This is a genomic window from Aquicoccus sp. SU-CL01552 (assembly GCF_040365005.1).
GTDB lineage: Bacteria > Pseudomonadota > Alphaproteobacteria > Rhodobacterales > Rhodobacteraceae > Antarcticimicrobium.
The window spans coordinates 470,362-497,157 of sequence record NZ_BAABWV010000001.1 but is presented as its reverse complement, the minus strand read 5'-3'; the positions used below and the strand labels follow the sequence as shown (position 1 = coordinate 497,157).

Genomic DNA, 26,796 nt, shown 5'->3' with positions numbered 1-26,796 from the left:
TATCCTCCCTTTGGTTGCGGCGCCGGGCCATCGACCCGGCGCCCTTGTCGGCTTCAGAAGTCGGCCGCGTCCAGCCCCATCACCGTGTCCGCGCCGCTCTCGATACGGCGCAGGTGCAGGGCGGTGGCGGGCAGGCGCCGCGCCATGTAATATCGCCCGGTCATCACCTTGGTCTGGTAGAACGCCGCGTCCGAGGCGCCGCCGGCCAGCGCCGCATTGGCGGCCTTGGCCATGCGCGCCCACATCAGCCCGAGGCAGACATGGCCGAACATGTGCATGAAGTCATAAGAGCCGGAGAGCGCGTTGTTGGGGTTCTTCATGCCGTTCTGCATGAAGTACATCCCGGCCGCCTGCAGATCCTTGGAGGCGGCCTTCAGCGGCTCGATGAAATCGCGGTCATAGGCCTCGTCCGTGCCGGCGTTCTCCTTGCAGAAGCTCTTGACCAGGTCGAAGAAGGCCATCACGTGCTTGCCGCCGTCCTGCGCCAGCTTGCGGCCGACCAGGTCGAGCGCCTGAACGCCGTTGGCGCCCTCGTAGATCATCGCGATGCGGGCATCGCGGGTGTATTGCGACATGCCCCATTCCTCGATGTAGCCATGGCCGCCATAGACCTGTTGCGCCTGCACCGTCATGTCATAGCCCTGGTCGGTCAGGAAGCCCTTGATCACCGGCGTCAGCAGCGAGATCAGCCCGTCGGCCGCCGCGTCGCCGCCGCGATGGGCCTGGTCGATCAGCGTCGCGCCCCAGAGGATGAAGGCACGGGCGCCCTCGGTAAAGCTTTTCTGATCCATCAGGCTGCGGCGGATGTCGGGATGCACGATCAGCGGGTCGGCCGGCCCGTCGGGGTTCTTGACGCCGGTCACGTCGCGGCCCTGCAGCCGGTCCTTGGCGTATTCCACCGCGTTCTGATAGGCGGCCTCGGCCTGGGCCAGGCCCTGCATGCCGACGCCCAGGCGGGCCTCGTTCATCATGGTGAACATGGCGCGCATGCCCTTGTGCTCCTGCCCCAGCAGGTAGCCCACCGCGCCGTCATAGTTCATCACGCAGGTGGAGTTGCCGTGGATGCCCATCTTTTCCTCGATCTTGCCGACCGAGACGCCGTTGCGCGCGCCGAGGCTGCCGTCTTCGTTCACCAGGAATTTCGGCACGATGAACAGCGACACGCCCTTGATCCCCTCGGGGCCGCCGGGGATCTTGGCCAGCACCAGGTGCACGATGTTGTCGGCCATGTCGTGTTCGCCCGACGAGATGAAGATCTTCTGTCCGGTCACGCGATAGCTGCCGTCATCCTGCGGCTCGGCCTTGGTGCGCATCAGCCCCAGGTCGGTGCCGCAATGGGGTTCGGTCAGGTTCATGGTGCCGGTCCATTCGCAGGACACCATCTTGGGCAGATAGGTCGCCTTCTGCGCGTCCGAGCCATGCGCGAGGATGGCGCTGGCGGCACCGTGGGTCAGGCCCTGGTACATGGTGAATGCCTGGTTGGCGGAGGAGAACATCTCGCCCACGGCGGTGCCGATCACGTAGGGCATGTTCTGGCCGCCGAATTCCTCGGGCATGTCGAGGCCGGTCCAGCCGCCTTCCTTCATCTGCTCGAAGGCCGCCTTGAACCCGGTGGGGGTGTGGACCACGCCGTTTTCCAGCCGGCAGCCCTCGGTGTCTCCGACCACGTTCAGCGGGTGCAGCACCTCGGAGCTGATCTTGCCGGCCTCCTCGAGGATGGCAGAGGTGAAATCGGCCTCCAGTTCGGCATAGCCGGGGATGTCGCTCGCGCTCAGGGCGAGAACGTCATGCAGGATGAACTGCATGTCCTTGGTGGGTGCGGTATAGCTGGGCATGTGAATCCTCCCTCAGGGTATCGGTACGCGTGCGTTTGAGCGGGGCAGGGGGGCTATTCGGCCACCTTGCGGGTTTCGGTCATCGAGGCGATCATCCGTTCGCCCCATTTCAATTGCGCCTTGAGATCGTCGATCGCCTCGTCGAGTTCGGCGCGCTGGTGTTCCATGTCGGCCAGCCGGTCGCGGGCAATCTCGTAGGTGCGCGACAACTGGGTCAATTGCTGGTCACCGACGTAGTAGAGATCGAGCAACTGGCGGATCTCCTCGAGGCTGAAGCCGAAACGCTTGCCGCGCAGGATCAGCTTGAGCCGGGCGCGGTCGCGCTTGGTGAACAGGCGCTTCTGCCCCTCGCGACGGGGGAAGAGAAGCTCTTTCGATTCGTAGAACCGCAAGGTGCGCGGGGTGACGTCATAGGCGTCGCACATTTCGCGGATCGTCATGAGGTTTTCGGTCATCTTCGGTCGCTCGTCGTCGGCTTGGGGGTCATGTCTCCGTGTCAGAGATGTGGCCTCGCTGACCCTTATACAACATGAGGTTGACGTTGACGTAACTTCGACGTTGCGTCATCACCCGGGGTGACGTCGGATCACATCGCCAGGACCAAAGCCAGGGTCGGGACCGAGCCTCGAGGCACAGCAAGAGAGGGGGCCGGGACCGGCCCCCAGGCGATGATGTCGTCAACGAAATAGGGGCGCGGATGCCGCGCCCGGGTCAACCGAGGTTGCTGAGGATGTCGGCGCGCAGCTGCGCAAGCTCGTCCAGCGCCTCGTCGATCTGCGCGCGCTGTTCCTTGAGCGCGCTGGTCTGGCGGTCGGCCATTTCGACAAAGGCCTTGAGCTGGGCCTCGGTGCCCTCGTTCTCATAGATCAGCAGCCACTGGCGAATCTCTTCGAGTTGAAAGCCGAACTTGCGCCCGCGCATGATCAGCGTCATCCGCGCGCGTTCGCGCGGGCCGTAAAACCGGGCGCGCCCCTCGCGGTCGGGCTCCAGCAACTCGATATACTCGTAATAACGCAGGGTGCGCGGCGTCACATCGAACTCGGCGCACATTTCCTTGAACGACAATCGTTGTTCTGACATTCATATTTCTCCCACGCCGCGCAACTTATTGCGGCGCTGCGGCAAGCGCAATGCCCGGGGGGTTGCCCTTTGGTTGTGCGCGGGATCATAAAGACGGGCAACCGGGACAGGAGCATTCACAGTGGTGGACAAGGTCAAGTTCGCGCGCCAGTTCATCGAGGCGATCCCCCATGCCAGCGCGCTGGGATTGGAGCTGGTCGACCTCGGAGAAGGGAGCGCGGTGATCACCATGCCCTATGGCGACCACCTGATCGGCGATCCGGAGACCGGGGTGATCCACGGCGGCGCGGTCTCGGCGATGATGGACACCTGCTGCGGTGCGGCGGTGATGAGTCACCCTGCCGCCCCCGGCGCGACCGCCACCATCGACCTGCGGATCGACTACATGCGCGCGGCGACGCCGGGCCAGGCCGTGACCACCACGGCGGAATGCTATCATATCACCCGCAACGTGGCCTTTGTGCGCGCCACCGCCGTCGACGACGACGCCGCGCGGCCCGTCGCCAGTGCGACCGGCACCTTCACGGTGGAGAAACGCTAATGGCCCGTCCCCGTCCCGAACCCGTCCAGGTGGTCAAGCAACGCCGTGATGCCGCGCTGAAGGCGCTGGTCGACGGGGTGCCCTACAGCCGGTTCCTCGGTGTCACCTTCGATCGCCGTGGCGACGAGCTGACCGGGGTGATGAACTATGACGAAAAGCTGATCGGCAACCCGTTCCTGCCGGCGCTGCACGGCGGTGCCACCGCGGCGTTCCTCGAGGTGACGGCGATCATCGCCCTGGGCTGGTCGCAATTGTGGCCCCGGATCGAGACCGGTGCGCTGGACCCCCAGGACTTGGTCGCGGGCAAGCTGCCGCGCCTGCCCAAGACCATTGATTTCACCGTCGACTACCTGCGCTCCGGCCTGCCGCGCGACGCCTATGCGCGGGCCACGATCAGCCGCTCGGGGCGGCGCTATGCCTCGGTTCACGTGGCGGCTTGGCAGGACCACCACGACCGGCACTATGCCCAGGCCACCGGGCATTTCCTGATGCCGCAACCGGCGCCGACGCCGGACCGGGACGCATGACCCAAGGCACCGCGCCGCGCGGGGCGATCACGCACCGGCGCATCCTGCACATCGCGGTGCCGATCGTGCTGTCGAACATCACCGTGCCGATCCTCGGCGCCGTCGATACCGGTGTGGTGGGCCAGCTCGGCCTGCCCGAACCGATCGGCGCGGTCGGGCTGGGGGCGATCATCCTCTCGGCGGTCTACTGGGTGTTCGGCTTCCTGCGCATGGGCACCGTCGGCTTGACCAGCCAGGCGCTGGGCGCGGGCGAGCGCGGCGAGGTGGCCGCGTTGTTGACCCGGGCGCTGCTGATCGGCGGGGCGGGGGGCATCGCCCTGATCGCGCTGCAGGTGCCGCTGTTCTGGGGCGCGCTGCAGGCTTCGCCGGCCTCGCCCGAGGTCGAGGCGATGGCGACGGGATACATGCGCATCCGAATCTGGTCGGCCCCGGCGGCGATCGCGATCTACGGCATCACCGGCTGGCTGATCGCGCAGGAGCGGACCCGCGCCGTGCTGATGATGCAGCTCTGGATGAACGGGCTGAACATCGGGCTGGACCTGTGGTTCGTGCTCGGCCTCGGATGGGGCGTCGAAGGGGTTGCCCTGGCCACCTTCCTTGCCGAGTGGTCGGGTCTGGCGGTGGGGCTGTGGTTCTGCCGCGACGGCTTTTCCCGGCCGGAATGGCGCGACCCCGCCCAGGTGTTCGAGCGCGCCCGGCTGACCCACATGCTGGCGGTCAACGGCGACATCCTGGTCCGCTCGCTGCTGTTGCAGGCGATCTTCGTCAGCTTCCTGTTCATCGGATCGGGCTTTGGCGACGTGACGCTGGCGGCCAACCAGGTGCTGATGCAGTTCCTGACCTTTTCCGCCTTTGCGCTGGACGGCTTCGCCTTTACCGCCGAAACGCTGGTCGGCCAGGCGCTGGGGGCCCGGGCGCGCGACCGGTTGCGCCGCGCCGCGCTGATGAGCAGCGCCTGGGGCCTGGTGGTCGTGCTGGCGCTGTCACTGGCCTTTGCTCTGGCCGGCGGCGCGATTATCGACCTGATGACCACCGCGCCCGAGGTCCGCGACCGTGCGCGGCTGTTCCTGCCCTATGCGGTGGCCGCGCCGGTGCTGGGGGTGGCGGCCTTCATGCTCGACGGGATCTTCATCGGCGCCACCGCGTCCCGGGACATGCGCAACATGATGGCGGTGAGCTTTGCCATCTATGCCGCCGCGCTGGCCCTGTTGGTGCCGATCCTTGGCAATCATGGGCTGTGGCTGGCGCTGCTGATATCCTTCGTCGCGCGGGCGATCACCCTGGGCCTGCGTTATCCGGTGTTGGAGGCGCGGGCGATCTGAGGATTGTTCGGATTAGACAATCCCTGCGCGTCACCGAAAGGTGAGTAAAATTTCATATCATCCTGTTCAGACGTGAAAAAAATCCCCATCACACAGAAAGCGCCCACAGGGTTATCCACGGAATTTGTTGAAAAAGGACGCCCGCGCGGCGGTCACAACAGGTCCAACAGCCGCTCCGGCGGCCGCCCGATCACCGCGCGATCGCCGGAAATGGCCAGCGGGCGCTCGATCAGACGGGGGTGGTCTGCCATCGCCGCCATCAATTTTTCGTCGCTGTCGGTCCTGGACAGGCCCAGTTCCTTGAACAGCGCCTCTCCCGGCCGCATCATCTCGATCACCGGCGGGTTTCCCAGCGCCGCGCGCGCGGCGGCCAGTTCTTCGGCGCTCGGCGCGTCCTCCAGGTAGCGACGCACCGCGAGTTCGGCGCCGTGCTCTTCCAGCAGGGCCAGCCCGGCGCGCGATTTCGAACAGCGCGGGTTATGCCAATATTCGATCATAGCCAGTCCTCTCTATTGGTTCCCACCGCCTCGGCCACGTTGGAAAAGCCGTCGCGCGCCAATAGCGCCTCCAGCCCGGTCACGATCCGGGGCACCAGGCTCATGCCCTGATAGACCAGCGCGGTATACAGCTGCACCGCGCCGGCGCCGGCGCGGATCTTGGCATAGGCATCCTCGGGCGAGGCGATGCCGCCGACCCCGATCAGCGGGATCGCGCCCTGGGTCAGGGCACTCAGTCGGGCCAGAACCCGGGTGGATTTTTCGAACAATGGCACCCCGGAGAGGCCGCCGGCCTCGTCCCGCTGCGGGCTGCTCAGCCCATCGCGCGACAGCGTGGTATTGGTGGCGATGATCGCATCGACCCCTGTGTCGCGCGCCACCTCGGCGATATCGGCCAGCTCGGCCTCGCTAAGATCCGGCGCGATCTTCAGGAACACCGGGATCGGCCGGGCCAGCGCATCGCGCGCCACCATCACCCCGGCCAGCAGCGCCGAGAGCGCCGCCTTGCCCTGCAGGTCGCGCAGCTTTTCGGTGTTGGGCGACGAGACATTGACCGTGGCGAAATCCAGATGCGCGCCGCAATGGGTCAGCACCCGGGCGAAATCACCGGCGCGGTCGTCGCTGTCCTTGTTGGCGCCGAGGTTGAGGCCGATCACCGCATCCTCGGGGCGCCGGGCCAGACGCGCCGCGATCGCCTCCATCCCCTGGTTGTTGAAGCCGAAGCGGTTGATCGCCGCCCGGTCCCCGGTCAGGCGGAACAGCCGCGGTTTCGGGTTGCCGGGCTGCGGGCGCGGGGTGGCCGCCCCGACCTCGACAAAGCCGAAGCCGCAGCGTGACAGCGGTGCCAAGACCTCGGCATTCTTGTCATAGCCCGCCGCCAGCCCCACCGGGTTGGGCAGCTCCAGTCCGGCGATCCGCGTGCGCAACCGGGGCGAGGTCAGCGCGCCGGATCCGGGCACAAGACCCGCCTTCAGCGCCTTGATCGACAGCCCATGCGCGACCTCGGGATCGACCCGGTGCAGTATCGCCAGACCGGCCTTTTCCACCAGGCTCATGCCATGTCCTCGGGAAAGCGGTGCACGCCGTCTTCCAACGGCAGCGGCCTGGCCCAGAGCACATCGGTGATCCGAAGTTCACGGTAGAGGTGCGGAAACTTCGCCCCGCCGCGCGAGACCTCCCATTTCAGCGCGTCGCCCAGGGCATCCGCGTCACAGGCCAGCAGCATCAGCCCCTCTTCGCCCGCGAAGTGTTTCGCGGCGGTCTCGGCGGCCTGCTCGGCGGTCGAGAAATGCACGAACCCGTCGGCCAGGTCGACCGGCGCCCCGGCGCTCTCGCCCGCCTGTTGCAGCGCCGCCCATTCCTCGGCGCGGAATATCTTGTAAATCAGCATGGATGCGTGATGCCTTGGCAGGCCCGCGGAATCAAGCGCGATTGGCGCAGGGCGCCGTGCAACAGGCTTTGACAGGATGCGAATTGCGGCGCACCATTCGGGGAAAAACCAGCCAACCGGGAGTTGTTTCATGAAGACGCGTTTTCTCACCCCTTTTGCCGCGCTGGCGCTCAGCGCCGGGGCGGCCTCGGCCGATTACAGCCTGACCATCCTGCACACCAACGATTTCCACGCGCGATTCGAGCCGATCAGCAAATACGACAGCGGCTGCGATGCCGAGGCCAATGCCGAGGGCAAATGCTTCGGCGGCTCGGCGCGACTGGTCTCGGCCGTGGCAGCGGCGCGGGCGCGGTCCAACAACTCGATCCTCGTCGACGGCGGCGACCAGTTCCAGGGCACGCTGTTCTATACGTATTACAAGGGCAAGGTCGCCGCCGAGATGATGAACAAGCTCGGCTATGACGCGATGACCGTGGGCAACCACGAATTCGACGACGGCCCCGAGGTGCTGCGAGGCTTCATGGACGCGGTCGAGTTTCCGGTGCTGATGTCGAACGCCGATGTCTCGGGCGAAGAGATACTGGCGACCAAGCTGCTGAAATCCACGGTGATCGAGCGCGGCGGTGAAAAGCTGGGGCTGATCGGGCTGACACCCGAGGACACCCACGAACTGGCCAGCCCGGGACCGAACGTGCATTTCACCGATCCGGTGCCGGCGGTGCAGGGAGAGGTCGACCGCCTGACCGCGCAGGGTGTCAACAAGATCATCGTACTCAGCCATTCGGGCTACAAGGTCGACCAGCGTGTCGCGGCCGAGACCACCGGCGTCGATGTCATCGTCGGCGGCCATACCAACACGTATCTCAGCAATGTCTCGGACCGCGCCGAGGGGCCCTATCCGACCATGGTCAACGGCGTGGCGATCGTCTCGGCCTATGCCTATGGCAAGTTCCTGGGCGAATTGAACGTGACCTTTGACGACGCGGGGGAATTGATCGAGGCCAAGGGCGAGCCGCTGATCATGGACGCCGGCGTGACCGAGGACGCCGCGACGGTCGAGCGGATCGCCACGCTGGCCGTGCCGCTCGAGGAGATCCGGCAAAAAGTGGTGGCCGAGGCCGCCGCCCCCATCGAGGGCAATCGCGACATCTGTCGCGTGCAGGAATGCGCCATGGGCAACCTGGTGGCCGATGCCATGCTGGATCGGGTGGCCGATCAGGGTGTCACCGTCGCCATTGCCAACTCCGGCGGGCTGCGTGCCAGCATCGATGCGGGCGCGGTGACCATGGGCGAGGTGCTGACGGTGCTGCCGTTCCAGAACACGCTTTCGACCTTCGAGATCTCGGGGCAGGGCCTGATCGACGCGCTCGAAAACGGGGTCAGCCAGGTCGAGGAGGTGGCGGGCCGTTTCCCGCAGGTAGCCGGCCTGACCTTCACCTGGGATCCCGCCGCACCGGCGGGCGCGCGGGTGTCCGAGGTGATGGTGGCCAGCGAGGATGGTTTCGTGCCGCTCGACCCGGCGGCCAGCTACCTGGCGGTGACCAACAACTACGTGCGCAACGGCGGGGACGGCTACAAGGCGTTCTCGGGCGACGACAAGAACGCCTATGACTACGGCCCCGACCTGGCCGATGTCACCGCCGAGTACCTGGCCGCGCAGTCTCCCTATCAGCCCTATACCGACGGGCGGATCAGCAAGAAATAACGCCGGTGCCGGGGAGGGGCGTCACAACTCCTCCCCCTGTCCCCCGGGCTTGACCCGGGGCCTCGGAGAAGCTTGGAAATGGTCAGGCAGATCCCGGATCAGATCCGGGATGACAGCTTGGCTTTCGCGGAGCGGGATTGCGCTCCGGTCGACCTTACTTGTCCAACCCGGGCCAGAGCGCCGGGTCGAGCCCGGCGATGAACGGGGCCAGCGTTTCCGCGTGCTGGCGCCAGGCCCCGACCGACCGGCGGTGCACCGGCTGGCGCAACTGCGCCGCGCTCGAGGTCAGGACCGCCTCAGGGGTCTCGTGCGGGCGGGCCATCTGCGGCACCCAGTCCAATCCGCAATGGGCGGCGAGGGTCCGGCTGGCCGCTTCCGGATCGGCGGTCATCTCCTCATAGGGCAGCTCCAGGATCTGCCCCGGCAACAGCCGATGCCAGAAGGCCATGATCTCGGCATAGAGGTTGAACCGATGCGCCATCCCCCGCAGGTCGTAGGTGTAGTTCAACGCGCTGCCCGAGAAATGGCCGCGCCACATCGACAGGGCCACGTCGCGCGGGTCGCGGCGCAAATGTACGAAACGGGCCCCGGGATGTACGGTTTTCAGGAATCCGATCAGCCGGTAATTTTCCGGCATCTTGTCGGTAAAGGCGGTCGTGCCCTCGGGCAGGTCGGGCAACATGCGCCGCTCGGCACTCAGGTAATCCTCGATCTCTGCCGCGCCAAAGGGGCGTTCGGATTCGATCAACGGGTACAGCTGGCGGCCGGCGACGATCTGTTCGCCCAGCGGTTTGACCGCGGGGTGCGCCCCGAGCATCGCCTCGGCCAGCGTGGTGCCCGAGCGGGGCAGCCCCAGCACGTAGATCTGAGTGATGGGGGTTTCCGGGCCGGTCACATCCGGCGCGGCGGGAAACCGCGCCATGATCGCATGGTTCAGTGCACTGTCGTGGATCGCGTCATAGGGCAGGGCGCGGGCCATGGCGCGGTTGGCCTCGGACAGATGGCGCGCCTCGGCCCCGGTATCGCCGGCCTGTTGCGCGATGCGGGCCAGCCCGAAGTTGAGGCTGGCCCGCTCCTGGTGGCGCGATCCGGCCCGTTTCAGTGCGGCCCGCGCGGCCTTGGAAAGCGAGGAATTCTGTTCACGGCTTTGCAGTGCGGCCAGGTGTTCGATGGCCTCGGCGTTCTGCGGCTCCAGCGTCAGGATCTCGCGATATTCGCCCTGCGCCGCCGTTTTGTCGCCGGTCTCCAGGTAACTGGCGGCAAGACGCAGATGCGCGCCGATATGGGCCGGGGCCAGGGCCACCGCGCGACGGGCGGCGTCCAGCGCCGCGTCATAGCGGGTCTGGCGAGCCAGCGGCAGGCTGATGTTGATCAGCGTGTCGACGTTGGTGGGATCGAGCCGCAGGGCGGTCTCGAAATCCTCCAGCGCCTGATCGGTCAGGCCCAGCGTGTTGCGCAGAATCCCGCGTAGGTTGAAGTTGCGCGGCTGACCCGGCGCCAGGTCGATGGCCCGCGACGCGGCGGCCTCGGCGGCCTCGGTCAGGCCGAGCTTGGCCAGCGCCTGAGCCTGCAGGTAGTGGGCGCCCTCGTCCTCGGGGTGGATCGCGACCATCCGGTCGAGCAGGGTCTGCGCCTTCTTGGTCATGCCCAGCAAGAGCAGGGTTTGCGCCAGGTTCCGCTGGGCATCGACGAAATGCGGATCCAGCCGGATCGCGTTCTGGAACATCGGGATCGCGGCGCGCTGCTGGCCAAGCCCGCACATCGCCAACCCCGCCAGATTGGCAAGAATCGGATCCTTGGGAAATCGCGCCATGGCGGATTTGGCGGCCTTCAGCGCACTCTTGTAGCGGCCCTGCTGAAGCTGGACATGGACCACGCCATGTGGGTTTTGTTTGGGCATGCTGGAATACTCTTGAGCGGTGCTATCCGTGTCACATAAGCTTCACGAAGGCCGTGGTAACTTCTGTCGCCGGCAAAGGCAATAATTCGCCCGGTCCGGTTTCACATGCGCCCGGATTGTGATCATTGGTGTGATTAAATGTGCGGACGCTTTGCGATCACCCTGCCAAACGACGCGATGGCGCGGCTCTTCGCGGCGCAACCGGCCAACGATCTGCCGCCGGTGCCGAACTTCAACGTCTGCCCGACCAACCCGGTTCACGTGGTGCGCGCGGGCGACGGCAGGCGGCGTCTGGTGCCGATGCGCTGGGGGTTCCTGCCGCATTGGTACAAGAGCGCCAGCGACGGGCCGCTGTTGATCAACGCGCGCGCCGAGACGCTGGCGGAAAAGCCCGCCTTTCGCGCCGCCTGCCGCGCGCGGCGTTGCATCGTGGTGGCCAGCGGTTTTTACGAATGGACCCGGACGGACGAAGGGAAACGCCTGCCCTGGTACATCTATCGGCGGGACGGCGCACCGCTGGCCTTTGGCGGGGTCTGGCAGGATTGGGGCAGGGAGGATCCCCAGCCCACCTGCGCCATCGTCACCACTGCGGCCAGCGCCGCGGTTTCATCCATCCACCACCGCATGCCGCTGGTGCTGGAGCCGAGCGACTGGTCACTCTGGCTGGGCGAGGCCGGCCACGGGGCGGCGCGACTGATGCAGCCTGCGGACGAGGGAACGCTCGATTTTCATCGGGTCGGCACGGCGGTCAATTCCAACCGCGCCTCGGGGGCCGAATTGATCGCGCCGCTGGAGCCGGGGTGAGCCTGCTCAGGACCGCAGACGCGTGGGGCGGGGCGCCGGGGCCTTTTGCGGCGCGCGGCTGTTTTCATTGCCGGCCATCGTGACCTTTTTCAGAAGCGCGACGAAGGTTTCCGTTTCCTCGGCGTCGAGCCCGGCCAGGATGTCGGATTGCAGTGCCTCTACCTCGGGGCGTGCATCCGCCACCAGTTGGGCGCCCTCGGCGGTTAGCGTCAGTGTCTTGGCCCGTCGGTCGCTGCGCGAGGTGGTCCGTCGTACCAGTCCACGCGTATCCAGCCGGTCGATCACCTTGCCCAGCGTGGCGCGATCATAGGCCACCAGCCCCGCCACGGTGGCCTGGTCGATCCCCGGATGATTGCGGATCGCGCAGAGCGCGGCGTATTGAACCGGCGTCAGGTTCAGACCGGCCTGTGCCATGCGATCCATGAACAGGGCCACGGAAATCTGGTTGAGCCGCCGGATCAGGTGTCCGGGCATGGTGTGGATGTCCATGTTCTCTCCGGTTGTACGGGCCGGCGCGATGATGTCCCTTGCCCGGTGGCTTTGCAAGTACGCATATATTGAAGGTTGCAGCTATTTTGACCGACGGCCGCGGCCGCGCTTTCCCTTGCCCGCGCCGCGCGGTACAGAGGCCCATGCCGAGAGAGTTTCAATCCCTGTCCGACCTGCTCGACCACGATTACGATACCGTGATCGACGTGCGCAGCCCCGCCGAATACGCCGAGGATCACCTGCCCGGCGCGATCAACCTGCCCGTGCTCGACAACGAGGAGCGCGCGCGTGTCGGCACCCTCTACAAGCAGGACAGCCCGTTCCGCGCCCGCAAGATCGGTGCCGCGCTGGTGTTCCACAATGCCGCGCGCCATATCGAGACCGTGTTGCAGGACAAGCCGGGCGGCTGGCGGCCGCTGGTCTATTGCTGGCGCGGCGGCCAGAGGTCGGGGTCGTTCGCCTGGATGCTGGGCCAGATCGGCTGGCGCTCCGAGAGTATCAAGGGCGGCTACCAAAGCTATCGCCGGCTGGTCTATCGCGCGCTTTACGAGGGGCAGGTGCCGCATCCACTGGTTCTGCTCGACGGCTATACCGGCACCGCCAAGACCGCGCTGTTGCAGATCCTCGACCGGCGTGGCGTGCAAGTGCTCGACCTCGAGGGGCTGGCGGCGCATCGCGGATCCCTGCTGGGTGAGATGGCGGAGCCGCAGCCCAGCCAGAAGGCCTTCGAAACGGCACTGGCCATCGAGCTCGACCGTCTCGATCCCTCGCGTCCGGTGCTGGTCGAGGCGGAATCGAGCAAGGTCGGCGAGCGGATGGTGCCGCCCGCGCTCTGGGCGGCGATGAAGGCCGCGCCACGGATCGAGGTCGAAGCCCCGCTGGAGGCGCGCGCGGCCTACCTGGTGCGGGCCTATGACGATATCCTGTCGGATTCCGAGCGGTTGTACGCCAAGCTCGACGCGCTGCGCACCCATCGCGGCCACGCGGTGGTGGACGGATGGTTCGAGAGGATCGCGGCGGGCGACAAGCCGGGGCTGACCCGGGCGCTGATGGTCCAGCACTATGACCCGGCCTATGCCAAGTCGCGCAAGGCGGTCGGGGCCGAGGTGCTGGCCCGCGTCACGGCGGCGAGTCTGGATGCGCCGGGGCTGGAGGTGGCAGCGGTCGAGATCGAGCGCGTGCTCAAGGACCGGGCGGTACGGTCGCAGGGCTGAACGGGCGTGACTTGGCGGGCGATGCGGGGGCGCTGCCCCCGTCGCCTTCGGCGCCTCCCCCGGAGTATTTTCGCAGAGAAGAAGGACCGGGGCGACGAAGGGGGACTGCGGCGTTACCCCAGGCTCAGGCGCGGGGGGCCTTGGGTGATCGCTCCTATCCGCGCGGCCCCGTGTCCGGCGGCGCGCAGTTTTGCGACCAGATCGTCAGCCTGCTCTGCCGCGACGGTGGCGAGCAGCCCGCCGGCGGTTTGCGGGTCGAACAGCAGGTCGGCGCGCGGGCCGACGGGCAGCTCGGGTGCCAGTGCCTTGTTGTCCGGGTAGAGGGTCGAGCGGTGTCCCTGGCGGGACAGCTCCAGCGCGCCGGCCATCAGCGGCACCCTATCGAGGTCGAGCTGCGCCGCCACGCCGGAGGCCTCGCAGATGTTCAGCAGGTGGCCGGCAAGGCCGAAACCGGTGACGTCGGTCATCGCATGGGCGTCCGACAGCAGGCGGGCGGCACCGCCCTGGGCCCGGGTCATCTGCGCATAGGCCGCCGCGACCCAGTCGCCGCGCGCCGCGCCCAGCATTTCGGCCGCCATCAGCACGCCGGAGCCGATCGGCTTGGTCACGATCACCGCGTCGCCCGGTTGCGCGCCCGCCAGGGTGATCGGATCGCGGTCCAGCAGGCCGGTGAGGGTGAAGCCGATGGTCAGTTCGTCCCCCATGGAGCTGTGGCCCCCGGCGATCTCGGCGCCCGCCTCGCGCAGCACCTCGCCGGCGGAGATCATGATTTCGGCCATGGTGCGGGCCTGCAATTCGGGCGTCATGCGCGGCAGGATCAGCGTCGCGGTGGCCGCCTGTGGCGCCGCCCCCATCGCCCAGATGTCCCCCAGCGCATGCACCGCCGCGATCCGCGCCATCAGCACCGGGTCGTCGGTGACCGCGCGCAGATGGTCGGTGGTCATCACCTGTCGCGCGCCGCCCAGGGTCAGGACCGCCGCGTCGTCGCCGGGCAGGGGCGTGATGTCTGGCCGTGTTCCGGTCGGCAGCGCCGAGAGCGCGGCCCGCAGCGCACCGCGCCCCAGCTTGGCGCCGCAGCCGCCGCACATCGGCTTGTCGCCGGGCATCTCCTCCAGCCCGGCGGCGCGGTGGCGGGGCGGTGCGGGCGGTTGCATCGCCGGCAACGCGCGGAACCGGTCCATGAATTTCTGGTCGATCCGGTCCTTCCAGCGCCAGATCAGCGGGCCGGAGAACGGCAGGCCGAACCGTTCGCCAAGCGCCGATTTGCCGCCCAGCGAGATCAGCTTGAGGTAATCCTTCTGCGGGCGATAGCGGCGCCGGGGCGGGGTGCCCTCGAGCGTGGCGCGCAGGTTGTCGAAAAGCACCGGCGCCTCGCGCACCGCGTAGACCCCGGCCTTGGGGCGGGGATCAAAGGACAGGTGGGCGCAATCGCCGGCGGCAAAGACCGAAGGGTCGCTGCTGCGCAGATGCGCATCCACGGTGATGAACCCGTCCTGCAGCGCCAGCCCGCTGTCGGCGATCCAGCGGTAGGGACGCGCGCCGGCGGCCCCGGTGGTGAACTCCGAGGCGATCGTGGTGCCATCGGCCAGACCGACGCCATCTGCGGTGACCTCGGTGACGGCGACCCCTTCGCGCAGGATGATCCCCAGCCCGTCGATGGCGGCCCGCACCCGGGTCGCGGCGCCCTCGCCCAGGGCCGAAAGGGCGCGGGCGCTGTCGATCAGGCTGAGTTCGGCCGTCCGCCCCCGGGCGCGCAGCGCATGGGCCATCGCCATGATCAGCTCGGCCCCCGCGACACCGCCGCCGATCACGGCGGCGCGGGCCGGGCGATCACCGGCAAGATACGCCTGCCAGCGCGCCGCGAAGGGACCGAGCGGCTTGGCCGGTATGGCGTGTTCGGCAAATCCGGGCAGGGCGGGCATGTCGGAGGTGATGCCGACGTTGACCGAACAGGCGTCATAGGCGATCGGCGGGCGCCCCGGCACATGGACCAGCCGCGCCTGGGTGTCGATTCCCTCGCAGGCACCCAGCACCACCCGCGCCCCGGCGAAACGTGCCAGTTTCACCAGGTCGATATCCAGCGCGTCGCGGTCGTAATGCCCGGCGACAAAGCCGGGCAACATGCCCGAGTAGGGCGCCGTGGGGCCTGGGTTGATCACCGTCAGCCGCGCGCCGGGCAGCGGGGTCATGCCCCATTTGCGCAGCACCAGCGCATGGGTATGGCCGCCGCCCACAAGCACGAGATCGCGGGTCAGGGGAGCAGGGGGCTGGTGCACGTTCGGTGGTCCTCTCGGTGCCGGGTCAGCCGCGGTCGGCGGGGGGGCTGGCGGCCTCCTGCTCGTCGGGCGGGATATCCTGGGTGGCCCATTTGCGGTCGTCCCCGGCCAGTGGCAGGCTGTCGGGTGTCTCGTGCCGGTGGATATGGGCCTTGGCGATGAAATTCGCGGTGATCGGCGCGGTCAGGAACAGGAACAGCGTGATCAGGAGCTCATGCCAGGACAGGTGTCCCTCATAGGCATAGGCATGCAGCATCGAGGCGATCAGCACACCGCCCACCCCCAGCGTGGTCGCCTTGGTCGGGGCGTGCAGCCGCGACATCGGATCGTCAAGCTTGATCAGCCCGAACGACCCGACCAGCCCGAACAGCCCGCCGATGACGAGGAAGAAAGTGATCAGAAGATCGAGAACCTGCTCCATGACGTGCCCCTATTCGATGATGTTGCCGCGCAGCATGAAGCGCGCGTAGGCCACGGTCGAGACGAACCCCAGCATGGCGACGATCATCGCCGCCTCGAAAAAGATCTCGGTGCCGTTGGCCAGCCCGTAGAGGATCATCAGGGCGATCGCGTTGATCACCATGGTGTCCAGCGCCAGAACCCGGTCGCCGACGCCCTCGGCGGTGGCGATCTTCCACAGGTTCATCAGGAAGGCGAGGCCGAAACAGCCGGCGGCGAAAAAGATGGCATAGGCGATCATTCGAAAATCTCCATCAGGCGGCGTTCGTAGCGGTCCTTGATCTCGTCGCGCACCGCCTCGGGGTCCGGCGCGTCGAGGCAATGGACCAGCAGGAAATGCCCCTCGGCCGACAGATCGGCGCTGACCGTGCCGGGGGTCAGGGTGATGGTGCCGGCCAGCACCGTGATCGCCTCGGGGCTGCGCAGCTCCATCGGGATGCAGATCCAGGCCGGGTGGCGATCGGCGTTGCGCTTGAACAGGACGATCCCGGCTACGATCACATTGGCCACGATGATGTCCCAGATCACGATCAGGATGTAGGCGGCGATTTTCAGCGGGTGGCGAAGCTCGGGCCGATCCGGCCAGTAGGGGCGGGTGAGAAACGGGATCACGATGCCCAGCAGAAAGCCGAACACCAGCGAGTTCCACGAGAAGTGATTGACCAGCAGCAGCCAGACCAGGGTCAGCAGGCCGGTCAGGTAGGGGTGCGGAAAGATGCGGGACAGCAGCCTCATGATCCGGGCCTTTGCAGAACGGTTTCGATGTAATCCGCCGGCGCAAAGAGCTGCGCAGCGGTCGCCTCGGTATAGCGCATCGCCGGACCGGCCAGAACCGTCAGCGCGACCAGCGCCGTCAGCAGGGCAAAGACCGGCACGAAGGCCAGCCCCGGCACCGGCTCGGGGGCGAGGTCGGCGGCCACGGGGGCGCCGTCGTCGGTGTGCTCGGGCGGGTCAGGCGGCAGCACGCTGTGGTCATGCGCCTTCCAGAACAGGATCGAGCCGGCCCGTGCCATTCCGACGATGGTGATCAGCGAGGTGACCAGGATCACCGCCCAGACGGTCCAGACCTGGTCGCTGTCGCGGGCAGCATCCATCACCAGCAGCTTGCCGACGAAGCCCGACAGTGGCGGCATCCCGGCCAGCGCGATGGCCCCGGCAAAGAACAGCGCCGCGACCAGGCCGCCCTGCGGCATCGGCGGTGTCGGAATCAGGGCGCCGCCCCGGCGTTCGATCACCAGGTCGGCCACCAGGAACATCATCGCCGTGGCGAAGGTCGAGTGGATGACATAGTAGAGCGCCGCCGTCGCCGCCTGCGGTGTGAACAGCGAAATGGCGATCAGCAGCGTCCCCATTGAGGCGATGGCCGAGAAGGCGACCAGCCGGCCCAGCTCTCGCGCGCCGAGAACGCCGATCGAGCCGGCCGCGAGGGTCAGCAGCGCGGCGGGCAGCAGCCAGTCACCGACCAGACCGTCGGTCACCGCCAGGTCGGGGCCGAAAACCAGCGTGTACATGCGCAGGATCGCGTAGCCGCCGACCTTGGACATGATGGCAAACAGCGCGGCCACCGGCATCGGTGCGTTGGCATAGGACGCCGGCAGCCAGAAATGCAGCGGCAGCACGGCGGCCTTGATGGCAAAGACCAGCAGCAACAGCACCGCCCCCACCCGCAGCAGAGCGGTGTCCTCGGCGGGCAGTTCGGCCACCCGTACCGCCAGGTCGGCCATGTTCAGCGTGCCGGTCACCGAGTAGAGCGTGCCGAGCGCGATCAGGAACAGGCTGGAGCCCAGCAGGTTGTAGACCACGTATTGCACGCCGGCCCGCAGCCGGGTGGCGCCGCCGCCGTGGATCATCAGCCCGTAAGAGGCGATCAGCAGCACCTCGAAAAAGACGAAGAGGTTGAAGGCGTCACCGGTCAGGAAGGCGCCCAGCACCCCCATCAGCTGGAACTGGAACAGGGCGTGGAAATGCCGCCCGCGCGTATCCCACCCCGAGCCGATGGCATAGAGCACCACCGCCAGCGCCAGCAGCGTGGTCAGCAGCACCATCATGGCCGACAGCCGGTCCAGCACCAGCACGATGCCAAAGGGGGCGGGCCAGTCGCCCAACTCGTACACCCCGATGGTGCCGTCCATCGCCTGCGCCAGCAGCACCAGCGCGATCAGGTTCAGCGCCACCACCGAGGCGACCGAGAACACCCGTTGCAGGTCGCGGTGATAGCGGATCACCATGATGATGAAGGGCGCGACCACCGCCGGCAGCAGGATGGGCGCGATGATCCAGTGGTTCATGCGTCTTCTCCCGTCTCGTCGGTCATGTCGATGCGGTCATTGCGGGCCGAGAGATAGGCGCTGAGCGCGATCATCACCACCACTGCCGTCATCCCGAAGGAGATCACGATCGCGGTCAGCACCAGCGCCTGCGGCAGCGGGTCGGTATAGGCTGCCTCGGCGTATTTGTTCAGGATCGGCGGCTGGTTCAGCGCCAGCCGCCCGGTGGCGAACAGGAACAGGTTCACCGCGTAGGACAGCAGCGATAGCCCGATGATGACCGGAAAGCTGCGCTGTCGCAGGATCAGGTAGATGCCGCTGGCGGTCAGGATGCCGACCGCGCTGGCCAGAAGGAGTTCCATGTGCTCAGTGCCCCTCGATTGTCTTTGTCGCTTCGTCGCGCTCGGGGTTGATGTCCATCGGGTGCTCGCTGGCGATGCCGGGTTGCCACGCGAAGCGCGCCAGGCTTTGCAGCGCCAGCAGCACCGCGCCCAGAACGGCCAGGAACACGCCCAGGTCGAACAGCGCCGCAGTCGCCAGTTCGAACTCGTCCAGGTAGGGCGGGTCGACATAGCCGAAGGCGCTGGTCAGGAAAGGCAGCCCGTTGAACCATGCGCCCATGCCGGTGGCGGCGGCGACCAGAACGCCGGTGCCGATGATGCCGTGATAGGGCAGGCCCTGCCGCTCGGTTGCCCAGGAGAACCCCGAGGCCATGTATTGCATCACGACCGCGATCGCGGCGATCAGCCCGGCGATGAAGCCGCCGCCGGGCATGTTGTGCCCGCGGAAGAAGATATAGGCTGCCACCATCAGCGCGATCGGCATCATCACCCGGGTCGCCACCACCATCATCAGCGGGTGCGCATCACCGGCCAGCGGATACCACGGCTTGCGGTTCAGCAGGCGTGCGCGCACCCGGCTGCCCAGCACCGACTCGGTGATGGCAAAGATGATGATCGCGGCGATCCCCAGCACGATGATCTCGCCAAAGGTGTCAAAGCCACGGAAATCGACCAGGATCACGTTGACCACGTTGGTGCCGCCGCCGCCCTTGTAGGAATTGGCTAGGTGGTATTCCGAGATCGACGGCAGGGCGAAATCGCGTGTCATCAGCGCATAGATCAGCCCGCCGGCGCCCAGGCCTGCGCCGATCGAGAGCACCGCGTCGCGCAGCTTGCGGCCGGCGCTGCTCTCGCGCGGGGTTTCCTGCGGCATGAAGTTCAGCGCCAACAGGAGCAGGATGATCGAGACCACCTCGACCGAGATCTGGGTCAGCGCCAGGTCGGGGGCGGAGAGATAGTTGAAGCTGAGCGAGACCATCAGCCCGGCCACCCCGATCAGCACCAGCGCCAGCAGCCGGTTGCGGTGGAACGCCACCACGCAGAGCGCCGAACCCACCAGGCAGACCCAGCCCACGACGGTCATCGCCGTGATCGGCTGCATTGCGCGGGTCGATGCGCCGATGTCGCCCGACGCATAAGCGTAATAAGCGATGGCGAGGGTGAACAGCAGGAAGATCGCGGAATAGCGGCTGAGCGCCCCGTCATGCAGCGTCTCGGTAAAGCTGCGGCTGGCCCGGGTGGCGGCGCCGACGATGGCGTCGTAGATCACCTTGGCCTCGGGGCGGGGCAGGGCGTTCCACAGGCCCTCGGCCGGGCGGTGCAGCATCAACAGCAGCGCGCCGCCGGCCACCGCCACCACCGACATGTAAAGCGCCGGGGTCAGCCCGTGCCAGAGCTTGGGGTGGAAATAGGAATGATGGTCGCCGGTCACCGCGTCCGCCGCGGAGACCACGATGGGGGCGGCGATCGCCTCGGGGAACAGCCCGATCAGTACCACCAGCGCCACCAGCACCGCAGGCGGCAGCCACATGCCGGGGGCGGGATCATGCGGCAGGGTGGGGTAATCGTGTCGCTTGGGGCCAAGGAAGACATGCGCGATGTAGCGCAGCGAATAGGCCACCGAGAACAGCGCACCGAACACCGCCACTGCCGGCAGCAAGTAGGCCGAGCCGGCCCAGACCGCGTGGGCGGCCTCCTCCAGCATCATCTCCTTCGACAGGAACCCGTTGAACGGCGGGATGCCGGCCATCGACAGCGCCGCGATGCCCGCCAGCGTGAAGGTCACCGGCATCAGGTGGCGCAGCCCGCCCAATTGCCGGATGCTGCGGGTGTGGGCGGCATGATCGACGATGCCTGCGCTCATGAACAGTGCCGCCTTGAAGGTGGCGTGGTTGATGATGTGGAACACCGCCGCCACCGCCGCCGCCTTGGTGCCAAGACCCAGCAGCATGGTGATCAGCCCCAGGTGGCTGACGGTTGAAAACGCCAGCAGCGCCTTGAGATCATCCTTGAACAGCGCGATCACCGCGCCCAGCACCATGGTGACCAGCCCGGTGGTGGCCACCAGGTAGAACCACAGCTCGGTGCCCGACAGCACCGGCCACATCCGCGCCATCAGGAACAGCCCCGCCTTGACCATCGTCGCCGAGTGCAGGTAGGCCGAGACCGGTGTCGGCGCGGCCATTGCGTGCGGCAGCCAGAAATGGAACGGGAACTGCGCCGACTTGGTGAAGGCCCCGATCAGGATCAGGATCAGCGCCGGGGCATAGAGCGGCGAGGCCTGGATCAGCTCCTTGTGCTGAAGGATCACGCTGATGTCGTAGCTGCCCGCGACATGGCCCAGGATCAGCATGCCACCGATCATCGCCAGCCCGCCGGAAGCGGTGACGGCCAGCGCCATGCGCGCGCCCTGCCGCCCCTCGGGCAGGTGTTTCCAATAGCCGATCAGCAGGAAGGACGAGAGCGAGGTCAACTCCCAGAAAACCAGCAAAAGCAGGATGTTGTCGGATAGAACGATGCCGACCATCGCGCCCTGGAACAGCAGCAGAAAGCTGTAGAACTGCCCCATCGGATCCTCGCGGCTGAGGTAGAATCGCGCGTAGATGATGATCAACAGGCCGATCCCCAGGATCAGCCCGGCAAACAGCAGCCCCAGCCCGTCAAGCTGGAAATTCGCGTTCAAGCCAAGGTCCGGCAGCCAGTCGAGCCGGGCCGAAACGGTCTCGCCGCGCAGCACGGCGGGGGCATTCAGAAGCAGGCCGATCAACGCCAGCAGGGTGACGGAACCGGTCGAGGCGGCGGCGGCATTGCGTCCGGCACGGATCAGCAGCGCGGGGAACACGGCGCCGAGAAAAGGCAGGGCCGCGATCAGGAACAGGGACAACGGCAGTCTCCAGCTTTGGCGGGCAATTTTCGATTGCACCTTGCCTACGGAAATTTGCGTCGCTGTCCAACCCCGGCAAGGTCATGATCGTACGGTTTTCGTCCCGAATTGGGGAATTTTGCGAAATCCTGTCCGCCCGGCGGGCGAAGCAGGGGGCCGCAGGCTCAGCCCCGCCCGCCCTTGGCGAGGAAATCGCCCATCCGCCCCAGCGCCCGGCGGATGTTCGCTTCGCTGTTGGCGTAGGAGATGCGGATGAACCCCTCGCCCAGGGTGCCGAAGTCGGGGCCGCCGATGGTGGCGACGCCGGTTTCCTCCAACAGCGCCGAGGCCAGCGGTTTCGACGCCCAGCCGGTGGCGGAGATATTGGGAAAGGCATAAAAGGCGCCCTTGGGCACCGCGCAGCGCACGCCGGGCATGGCATTGAGCAGATCGACCACCACCCGGCGGCGGACATCAAAAGCGGCGACCATCTCGGCCACCGCGTCCTGCGGGCCGGTCAGCGCCTCCAGCGCGGCATATTGCGCCGGCGTGTTGACGCAGGACCAGGCGTTGACCGCCAGCTTGCGCGCCTTGTCGAACAGCCCCTCCGGCCAGATCGAATAGCCCAGCCGCCAGCCGGTCATGGCATAGGTCTTGGACCAGCCGTTGAGCAGGATCAGCCGGTCGCGGATCTCGGGGTAGTCCAGCAGAGTGACATGGGATTCGCCGTCGTAGAGGATCTGGTCATAGATCTCGTCCGACATCACTGCCACCTCGGGGTGATCGGCCAGCCCCGCCACCAGCCGGTCGATCTCGGGCTTCGGCGTGACGCCACCGCAGGGGTTGGCGGGGGAGTTCAGGATCAACAGTCGCGTGCGAGGGGTGATCAGCGACAGCGTCTCCTCGGCGGAGATGGCAAAGCCGTTCTCTTCGCGCACCGGCACGGGCACCGGGGTGGCGCCGGTGAACTCGATCATCGAGCGATAGATCGGGAACCCCGGATCGGGATAGAGGATCTCGGTCCCCGGTTCGCCGAACATCAGGATCGCGGTGAACATGGTGACCTTGCCGCCGGGCACGATCAGCACGCTGTCGGGGCTGACCTCGGCGCCGAAGCGGCGGTGCAGGTCGGCGGAGACCGCCGCGCGCAGCGGCGCGATCCCGGCGGCAGGGGTATAGCCGTGCTGCCCGTCGCGCATCGCCTTGACGGCGGCCTCGACGATATGCGGCGGGGTGGGGAAATCCGGCTGACCGATGCCGAGGTTGATCACGTCCATGCCGCCCTCGGCCAGCGCGGTGGCCCGGGCCAGAACGGCAAAGGCGTTCTCTTCGCCGATGCGGTCGAAATTGGCAACCGTTTGCATGGGCACTCTCCCTTTTGTCTTTTCTCTCAGTGCTATAACCGGGAAACCTGAGCCATTGGTTTGATCCCGTCGGGGTGCCGGGCGCGGCCCTCAGCCCCCCTTCAGCCGCATCATCAGCACCACTTCGCTGTCGGGGCGGACCGGTTCGGTCAGGCTGCTGGCGATCACCCGGCCATCGACCACCACTGAGACGCCGGCGTCCAGCGTCGGACCCAACGCCGGGTAATCCCGGCGCAGGGCGGTCAGGATCTCACCCACGGTGCTGCCCTCGACCGCCACGCTGTCCCGGCCCCCGATCAGGGGCCGCAGGCCGGACCAGAGCGCGACGTCAACCATCCGCCGCGCTGTCCAGTGCCTCGAGGATGCGCGAGGGGCGCATCGGCAATTGCCGCATCCGCACCCCGGCGGCGGCCGAAACCGCGTTGGCGATGGCCGCCAGCGGCGGGCAGATCGAAGTTTCGCCGACCCCGCGCACGCCGAAGGGATGGCCGGGGTTGGGCACCTCGACGATCACCGTGTCGATCATCGGCAGGTCCGAGGCGACCGGAATCCGGTAATCGAGGAAGCCGGCGTTCTGCAGCCGTCCGTCCTCGCCATAGATGTATTCCTCGTTCAGCGCCCAGCCGATGCCCTGCGCCGCGCCGCCCTGGAACTGCCCCTCGACATAGGTGGGGTGCACCGCTTTGCCGGCGTCCTGCACCACGGTATAGCGCACCACCTTGGTTGATCCGGTCTCGCGGTCGACCTCGGCATCGACGATATGGGTGGCAAAGCTGACGCCGGCGCCCTCGGGCGTGGCTTCGAAATGGCCGCTGATCGGCCCGCCGGTGGCGCCCATGGTCGCGGTGATCTCAGCGATCGGCAGCGGAGCGAAATCCCCGGCGTTGGGACCGGACGGCTTGGCAAAACCATCCTCCCAATAGACCGCGTCCTCGGGGATGCCCCATTTCGCCGCCGCCCGCGCACACAGCTTTTGCACTGCGTCCTCGGCGGCCTTGATGGTGGCCAGGCCGCTGGCATAGGTCACCCGGCTGCCGTGGCTGATCTCGTTATAGCCGAGCGAGGCGGTGTCGGCGATGATGACGCGGATATCCTCATAGGGGATGCCCAGCACCTCGGAGGCCATCAGCGCCATCGAGGCGCGCGAGCCGCCGATATCCGGGGTGCCGACCGCGATTTGCGCAGTGCCATCCTCGGAAAGTGCAAGAGAAACAGAGGTTTCGCCGCCGTGGTTGAACCAGAATCCGCAGGAGATCCCGCGCCCCTGGCCCGGTTCCAGCGGGGCGGAGTAATGCGGGTGCGCCTTGGCCGCCTCCAGCGTTTCCACCAGCCCGATGCGGGGCCATGTCGGGCCGAAACTGGCGCGCGTCCCCTCGCGCGAGGCATTCTTGAGGCGGGTGTCGATCGGGTCGAGATCGAGTTTCTTGCACAGCTCGTCGATCACCGATTCCACCGCGAAGGCCGCCATCGGAGAGCCCGGCGCACGGTAGGCCGCCTGTTTCGGGCGGTTGGCCATCACGTCATAGCCGACCTGCTTCACGTGTTTCAGGTCATAGGGCGCAAAGGCGCACATCGCCGTCATCTCGCAGGGGGCACCGGGAAAGGCGCCCCCCTGTAGGCGGAAGGTGCCCTGCGCCGCGGTGATGGTGCCGTCCTTTTTCATCCCGATCTTGACATCCATCGAGGTCGAGGAGGTGGGGCCGGTGGCCTTGAACACCTCGGCGCGGGTCATCACCAGTTTCACCGGGCGGTTGGCCTTGCGCGACAGCGCCAGCGCCACGGGTTCGATGAACACCGCCGTCTTGCCGCCGAAACCGCCGCCGATCTCGGACGCGGTGACGCGCAGCTGGCTGGTTTCCAGCCCCAGCAGCGCGGCGCAGACCTTTTGCACGTTCCAATGCCCTTGGGTGCAGCACCACAGCTCGCCCTTGCCGTCGGTGCCCAGCGTGCCAAGGCAGGCATGTGGCTCGATATAGCCCTGGTGGGTGGCCTCGGTGACGAAATGATCCTCGATCACCAGGTCGGCCTCGGCAAAGCCCGCCTCGACGTCGCCATGGCCGCTTTCGTGGTAGCGCACCACGTTGGGATGCAGCCCCTCGGGCACCGAGGCGTCCGCCGCCCCGGCTCGGATCACCGGGGCGTCCGGCGCCATCGCCTTGTCGACATCGGTGACATGCGGCAGGATCTCGTAGTCGACCTCGATCGCCTTGATCGCGTCGCGCGCGGCCAGCGCCGTGGTGGCAGCGACGGCGGCGACTGCGTGACCGTCATAGAGCGCGGTGTCGCCGGCCATGACGTTTTCCAGGATGTTCCAGTTCTCGCCGGTCAGCCCCTCGGCGAAATCGGCGCGGGTGACCACCGCCTTGACCCCCTCCATCGCCAGCGCCTTGGTGGCGTCGATCCGCAGGATGCGGGCATGGGCATGGGGGCTGCGCTTGATCGCGGCGAACAGCATGCCGGGGGCGGTGGCGTCGGCGCCGAAGCGGGCGCGGCCGGTCACCTTGTCCAGCCCGTCGGGCCGGTCGGGGCGGGTGCCGACATATTTGAAACCGGTGGTTTTCGAACTGTCCAGCGCCATCACGAGGCCTCCCGCATTTCGGCGGCCGTGTCCATCACGGCGCGAATGATCTTGTCGTACCCGGTGCAGCGGCACAGGTTGCCCGCCAGCCAGTAGCGGACCTGTTCTTCGGTCGGGTCCGGGTTCTTTTCCAGCAGGTTCTTGGCCGCGACCAGGATGCCGGGGGTGCAGATGCCGCATTGCAGGGCGGCATATTCGATGAACTTCTTCTGCAGCGGATGCAGGGCCTCGCCCTCGGCGATGCCCTCGACGGTGGCAATCTCTTTCCCCTCGGCCTCGGCGCCCAGCATCAGGCAGGAACAGACCAGCCGCCCGTCGACGGTGACCGAACAGGCGCCGCAATCGCCGGTGCCGCAGCCCTCCTTGGCGCCGGTCAGGCCGAGCCGGTCGCGCAGCACGTCCAGCAGGGTTTCGCGCGGGTCGCAAAGAAACTCGACCTCGTCGCCGTTGATCTTGGTGGTGACGTGCAGCTTGCTCATTTCGCGGCTCCCTTCGCGCGGTCAAAGGCGATCTTGGCGGTGCGGCGGGCCAGCACGCCGGCCACATGGGTGCGGAACTTGATCGTGCCGCGCTTGTCGTCGATCGGGTTGCAGCTGGCTTCGGCCAGGTCGGCCAGCGCGGTAAGCGCGTCCTCGTCCAGCGTCCGGCCCACCAGCGCGTCCTCGGCGGCATGGACCAGCACGGCGGTGGGGGCGACCGCGCCCAGGGCCATGCGGGCATGGGTGATGGTGTCGCCCTCGACGGTCAGGTTCACGCCGCAGCCGACCACGGCGATATCCATCTCGGTACGGGGGATGAACCGCAGGTAGGCATCGCCGCCCTCGGTGCCGCGTGGCGGCACGTGCAGGGCGGTGATGATTTCGCCGCGCGCGAGGGTGGTCTTGCCCGGACCGGCGGGGATCTCCTCGACCGGGACAGTGCGGGTTCCGCCCGGGCCGGTGATGGTGGCGGTGACCCCGGCGGCGATCATCGCCGGCACCGAGTCGGCGGCAGGCGAGGCGTTGCAGAGGTTGCCGGTCAGCGTGGCGCGCCCCTGCACCTGGGTCGAACCGATCAGGTCCATCGCCTCGACCAGCCCGGGCCAGTCGCGGCCCAGTTCCGCATGTTCGCGCATCTCGGCGCCGGTGACGGCGACGCCGATGCGCCAGCCGCCATCCTCCTGCCGGGCGATCTCATGGGTGCCGGGGATCGCCTTGATGTCGATCAGCGTGTCGGGGGTGACGATGTCCGCGCGCATCTGCACCAGCACATCGGTGCCCCCGGCAAGAAATCGTGTGACGCCCTCGGACCCGGTGGCAAGCGCCACGGCATCCTCGAACGTGGCGGGGCGATGGTAATGCATGG

General features: G+C 67.3%; 26 protein-coding genes. 6 read left to right on the top strand and 20 right to left on the bottom strand.

The features are described 5' to 3' along the window. Positions 1-53 precede the first annotated feature (53 nt). The 3 genes from ABWV23_RS02365 to ABWV23_RS02355 all read right to left on the bottom strand — a co-directional run bounded on the left by ABWV23_RS02365 (position 54) and on the right by ABWV23_RS02355 (position 2,915). Entirely contained in the window at positions 54-1,835 is a 1,782-nt protein-coding gene (locus ABWV23_RS02365; RefSeq protein WP_353344521.1) for an acyl-CoA dehydrogenase C-terminal domain-containing protein, read from the bottom strand. Between the two features lie 53 nt (positions 1,836-1,888). Further along, a complete protein-coding gene (locus tag ABWV23_RS02360; RefSeq protein WP_353344519.1) occupies positions 1,889-2,290 on the bottom strand; it encodes a MerR family transcriptional regulator in 402 nt (133 codons plus the stop codon). A gap of 256 nt (positions 2,291-2,546) precedes the next feature. Beyond that, the gene (locus ABWV23_RS02355) at positions 2,547-2,915 is read right to left on the bottom strand and encodes a MerR family transcriptional regulator (protein WP_353344517.1); all 369 of its coding nucleotides are present in this window, start codon (positions 2,913-2,915) and stop codon (positions 2,547-2,549) included. A 121-nt stretch (positions 2,916-3,036) separates the two neighbouring features. Here ABWV23_RS02355 and ABWV23_RS02350 point away from each other — a divergent pair, with 121 nt between their 5' ends. From ABWV23_RS02350 to ABWV23_RS02340, 3 genes are read left to right on the top strand one after another with little or no spacing between them, the layout of a single operon-like run. Beyond that, the gene (locus ABWV23_RS02350) at positions 3,037-3,456 is read left to right on the top strand and encodes a PaaI family thioesterase (RefSeq protein WP_353344515.1); all 420 of its coding nucleotides are present in this window, start codon (positions 3,037-3,039) and stop codon (positions 3,454-3,456) included. Continuing rightward, positions 3,456-3,983, top strand: coding sequence for a PaaI family thioesterase (locus tag ABWV23_RS02345; protein WP_353344513.1), 528 nt, complete (start codon positions 3,456-3,458; stop codon positions 3,981-3,983). The genes ABWV23_RS02350 and ABWV23_RS02345 overlap by 1 nt, the downstream gene beginning before the upstream one ends. After that, positions 3,980-5,305 carry an MATE family efflux transporter gene (locus ABWV23_RS02340; protein WP_353344511.1) on the top strand — a complete coding sequence of 442 codons (1,326 nt, stop codon included), beginning with the start codon at positions 3,980-3,982 and terminating at the stop codon, positions 5,303-5,305. Before ABWV23_RS02345 ends, ABWV23_RS02340 begins: the two co-directional genes overlap by 4 nt. A gap of 152 nt (positions 5,306-5,457) precedes the next feature. Here ABWV23_RS02340 and arsC read toward each other — a convergent pair whose 3' ends face one another. Genes arsC through ABWV23_RS02325 form a run of 3 tightly spaced genes read right to left on the bottom strand, consistent with a single transcriptional unit; the run spans position 5,458 to position 7,192 of the window. Continuing rightward, positions 5,458-5,802: an arsenate reductase (glutaredoxin) gene (gene arsC, locus ABWV23_RS02335; protein ID WP_353344509.1), complete on the bottom strand. Its 345-nt coding sequence runs from the start codon at positions 5,800-5,802 to the stop codon at positions 5,458-5,460. After that, on the bottom strand, positions 5,799-6,857 hold the full coding sequence (locus tag ABWV23_RS02330) for a quinone-dependent dihydroorotate dehydrogenase (RefSeq protein ID WP_353344507.1): 1,059 nt from the start codon (positions 6,855-6,857) through the stop codon (positions 5,799-5,801). The genes arsC and ABWV23_RS02330 overlap by 4 nt, the downstream gene beginning before the upstream one ends. Continuing rightward, positions 6,854-7,192 (bottom strand): DUF952 domain-containing protein, encoded by a 339-nt coding sequence (locus ABWV23_RS02325; protein ID WP_353344505.1) that lies wholly within the window; start codon positions 7,190-7,192, stop codon positions 6,854-6,856. The genes ABWV23_RS02330 and ABWV23_RS02325 overlap by 4 nt, the downstream gene beginning before the upstream one ends. A 130-nt stretch (positions 7,193-7,322) precedes the next feature. Between ABWV23_RS02325 and ABWV23_RS02320 the strand changes: the two genes are divergently transcribed. Next, positions 7,323-8,897: a bifunctional metallophosphatase/5'-nucleotidase gene (locus ABWV23_RS02320; RefSeq protein ID WP_353344503.1), complete on the top strand. Its 1,575-nt coding sequence runs from the start codon at positions 7,323-7,325 to the stop codon at positions 8,895-8,897. Positions 8,898-9,051: 154 nt separating this feature from the next. Here the strand turns inward: ABWV23_RS02320 and ABWV23_RS02315 are convergent, their stop codons facing one another. Then, complete coding sequence (locus ABWV23_RS02315; RefSeq protein ID WP_353344501.1) at positions 9,052-10,797, bottom strand: tetratricopeptide repeat-containing sulfotransferase family protein; 1,746 nt, start codon at positions 10,795-10,797, stop codon at positions 9,052-9,054. 138 nt (positions 10,798-10,935) lie between these two features. On the opposite strand from ABWV23_RS02315, the gene ABWV23_RS02310 reads away from it, so the two are divergent. Next, positions 10,936-11,601, top strand: a complete 666-nt coding sequence (locus ABWV23_RS02310) for an SOS response-associated peptidase (RefSeq protein ID WP_353344499.1) — start codon at positions 10,936-10,938, stop codon at positions 11,599-11,601. A 6-nt stretch (positions 11,602-11,607) separates the two neighbouring features. On the opposite strand, the gene ABWV23_RS02305 is transcribed toward ABWV23_RS02310, so the two are convergent. Further along, positions 11,608-12,090: a MarR family winged helix-turn-helix transcriptional regulator gene (locus ABWV23_RS02305; RefSeq protein ID WP_353344497.1), complete on the bottom strand. Its 483-nt coding sequence runs from the start codon at positions 12,088-12,090 to the stop codon at positions 11,608-11,610. A gap of 143 nt (positions 12,091-12,233) precedes the next feature. Between ABWV23_RS02305 and mnmH the strand changes: the two genes are divergently transcribed. After that, positions 12,234-13,304, top strand: a complete 1,071-nt coding sequence (gene mnmH / locus ABWV23_RS02300; protein ID WP_353344495.1) for a tRNA 2-selenouridine(34) synthase MnmH — start codon at positions 12,234-12,236, stop codon at positions 13,302-13,304. Positions 13,305-13,417: 113 nt separating this feature from the next. Here mnmH and selD read toward each other — a convergent pair whose 3' ends face one another. The 12 genes from selD to ABWV23_RS02240 all read right to left on the bottom strand — a co-directional run bounded on the left by selD (position 13,418) and on the right by ABWV23_RS02240 (position 26,794). After that, the gene (gene selD, locus ABWV23_RS02295; RefSeq protein ID WP_353344493.1) at positions 13,418-15,580 is read right to left on the bottom strand and encodes a selenide, water dikinase SelD; all 2,163 of its coding nucleotides are present in this window, start codon (positions 15,578-15,580) and stop codon (positions 13,418-13,420) included. Between the two features lie 25 nt (positions 15,581-15,605). After that, complete coding sequence (locus tag ABWV23_RS02290) at positions 15,606-16,001, bottom strand: Na+/H+ antiporter subunit G (protein WP_353344491.1); 396 nt, start codon at positions 15,999-16,001, stop codon at positions 15,606-15,608. A gap of 9 nt (positions 16,002-16,010) precedes the next feature. Further along, on the bottom strand, positions 16,011-16,280 hold the full coding sequence (locus ABWV23_RS02285; RefSeq protein ID WP_353344489.1) for a K+/H+ antiporter subunit F: 270 nt from the start codon (positions 16,278-16,280) through the stop codon (positions 16,011-16,013). After that, the gene (locus tag ABWV23_RS02280) at positions 16,277-16,774 is read right to left on the bottom strand and encodes a Na+/H+ antiporter subunit E (RefSeq protein WP_353344487.1); all 498 of its coding nucleotides are present in this window, start codon (positions 16,772-16,774) and stop codon (positions 16,277-16,279) included. The genes ABWV23_RS02285 and ABWV23_RS02280 overlap by 4 nt, the downstream gene beginning before the upstream one ends. Next, the gene (locus tag ABWV23_RS02275) at positions 16,771-18,327 is read right to left on the bottom strand and encodes a monovalent cation/H+ antiporter subunit D (RefSeq protein ID WP_353344485.1); all 1,557 of its coding nucleotides are present in this window, start codon (positions 18,325-18,327) and stop codon (positions 16,771-16,773) included. Before ABWV23_RS02275 ends, ABWV23_RS02280 begins: the two co-directional genes overlap by 4 nt. Further along, positions 18,324-18,668 carry a Na+/H+ antiporter subunit C gene (locus ABWV23_RS02270; RefSeq protein ID WP_353344483.1) on the bottom strand — a complete coding sequence of 115 codons (345 nt, stop codon included), beginning with the start codon at positions 18,666-18,668 and terminating at the stop codon, positions 18,324-18,326. The genes ABWV23_RS02275 and ABWV23_RS02270 overlap by 4 nt, the downstream gene beginning before the upstream one ends. Before the next feature lie 4 nt (positions 18,669-18,672). Beyond that, positions 18,673-21,531 (bottom strand): monovalent cation/H+ antiporter subunit A, encoded by a 2,859-nt coding sequence (locus ABWV23_RS02265; protein WP_353344481.1) that lies wholly within the window; start codon positions 21,529-21,531, stop codon positions 18,673-18,675. A 164-nt stretch (positions 21,532-21,695) separates the two neighbouring features. Then, a complete protein-coding gene (locus ABWV23_RS02260) occupies positions 21,696-22,874 on the bottom strand; it encodes a pyridoxal phosphate-dependent aminotransferase (RefSeq protein WP_353344479.1) in 1,179 nt (392 codons plus the stop codon). A gap of 90 nt (positions 22,875-22,964) precedes the next feature. Further along, positions 22,965-23,210 carry a MoaD/ThiS family protein gene (locus ABWV23_RS02255; RefSeq protein ID WP_353344477.1) on the bottom strand — a complete coding sequence of 82 codons (246 nt, stop codon included), beginning with the start codon at positions 23,208-23,210 and terminating at the stop codon, positions 22,965-22,967. Next, positions 23,203-25,452 carry a xanthine dehydrogenase family protein molybdopterin-binding subunit gene (locus tag ABWV23_RS02250; protein ID WP_353344475.1) on the bottom strand — a complete coding sequence of 750 codons (2,250 nt, stop codon included), beginning with the start codon at positions 25,450-25,452 and terminating at the stop codon, positions 23,203-23,205. The genes ABWV23_RS02255 and ABWV23_RS02250 overlap by 8 nt, the downstream gene beginning before the upstream one ends. Continuing rightward, positions 25,452-25,931 (bottom strand): (2Fe-2S)-binding protein, encoded by a 480-nt coding sequence (locus tag ABWV23_RS02245; protein WP_353344473.1) that lies wholly within the window; start codon positions 25,929-25,931, stop codon positions 25,452-25,454. The genes ABWV23_RS02250 and ABWV23_RS02245 overlap by 1 nt, the downstream gene beginning before the upstream one ends. Continuing rightward, on the bottom strand, positions 25,928-26,794 hold the full coding sequence (locus ABWV23_RS02240) for an FAD binding domain-containing protein (RefSeq protein WP_353344471.1): 867 nt from the start codon (positions 26,792-26,794) through the stop codon (positions 25,928-25,930). Before ABWV23_RS02240 ends, ABWV23_RS02245 begins: the two co-directional genes overlap by 4 nt. Between the last annotated feature and the right edge of the window lie 2 nt (positions 26,795-26,796).